Annotated in this window: 2 protein-coding genes; both read left to right on the forward strand. The window is 62.9% G+C overall.

Annotation, left to right across the window (positions count from 1 at the left end; translation table 11 throughout):
- The first annotated feature begins 57 nt into the window (after positions 1–57).
- Positions 58–762 (forward strand): ABC transporter permease, encoded by a 705-nt coding sequence (locus HX846_RS20520; RefSeq protein ID WP_134326647.1) that lies wholly within the window; start codon positions 58–60, stop codon positions 760–762.
- 7 nt (positions 763–769) lie between these two features.
- Positions 770–1,143 (forward strand): ABC transporter permease subunit (locus tag HX846_RS20525; RefSeq protein ID WP_178965993.1); only part of this gene is annotated, 374 nt, incomplete at its 3' end.

Raw genomic sequence — 1,143 nt, forward strand, 5'->3', positions numbered from 1 at the left:
CCACAGCAAGCGCCCTCGTCACAGGGGCACCGCGTGTCATCGAAATAGGGAGCCGCGATGTTCGATCTACTCAACTTCAGCGAACAAGGCTGGGGCAATGCACTGCTCAAAGGGCTTTGGATGACCCTGCAGATTTCCGCCGGCTCGTTTGCGGTGGGGCTGCTGATCGGCCTGGTGGTGGCCTGCGCCAAGCTCAGTGCACCGCGCCCGATAGCCATGCTGATGCGCGGCTACACCACGGTGTTTCGCGCGGTGCCCGAGTTGCTGCTGATCCTGCTGCTGTATTACGCAGGCTCGATGGGCCTCAACGCATTGATGCTGTGGCTGGGGTTTGCGCAGTTCAACATCAGCGGCCCGCTGGTAGCGGTCCTGGTACTCGGGCTGGTGCAAGGCGCGTACGCCTCGGAGATTTTCCGCGCGGCGATCCTCGCGATTCCCCATGGCCAGATCGAAGCGGCGCGGGCGTTTGGCTTGAGCGGCTTTGGCCTGTTCCGTCGGGTGACCCTGCCGATCATGGCGCCATACGCCCTGGCGGGGATGTCCAACCTGTGGATCAATCTGATCAAGGACAGCGCGCTGATCAGCGTAGTGGGCACCAACGAACTGCTGTACACCGCCAAACAGGCGGCGGGCTCGACCCGGCATTACCTGTTGTTCTACCTCACGGCCGCCGCCTTGTATTACCTGGTGACACTGGCCTCCAACTACCTGTCCGGGCGCCTGGAGCGACGTATTCGTCGCTGGATGCCGGTTGTCGAGTGAGCCGCACATGCCTGAGTGGATAAGTTATTACGCAGGACTGATCGTCAAGGGCTTGCAGACGACGCTGTCGCTGCTGGTGATCTCGGCAGTGCTCGGCTTCGCCCTGGCGGTGCTGGTAGCGCTGGCGCGGCTGTCCCGGCGCAAGTGGCTGGCCCGTTGCGCACTGGGCTACACCAGTGTGCTGCGGGGCACGCCGTTGCTGATCCAGATCTACATCTTCTATTACGGCCTGGGCAGCCTGTTTGCCCAGTTCCCGATGATTCGCGGGAGTTTCCTCTGGCCGTTCCTGCGGGACGGTTACTGGTACATCGTGTTCGCCCTGGTGTTGTCGGTGGGCGCGTACGTCGGTGAAGTGATTCGCGGCGGGCTGCTGGCCGTGCC

The sequence above is a fragment of the Pseudomonas sp. K5002 genome (assembly GCF_013386655.1).
In the GTDB taxonomy this organism is placed as follows: domain Bacteria; phylum Pseudomonadota; class Gammaproteobacteria; order Pseudomonadales; family Pseudomonadaceae; genus Aquipseudomonas.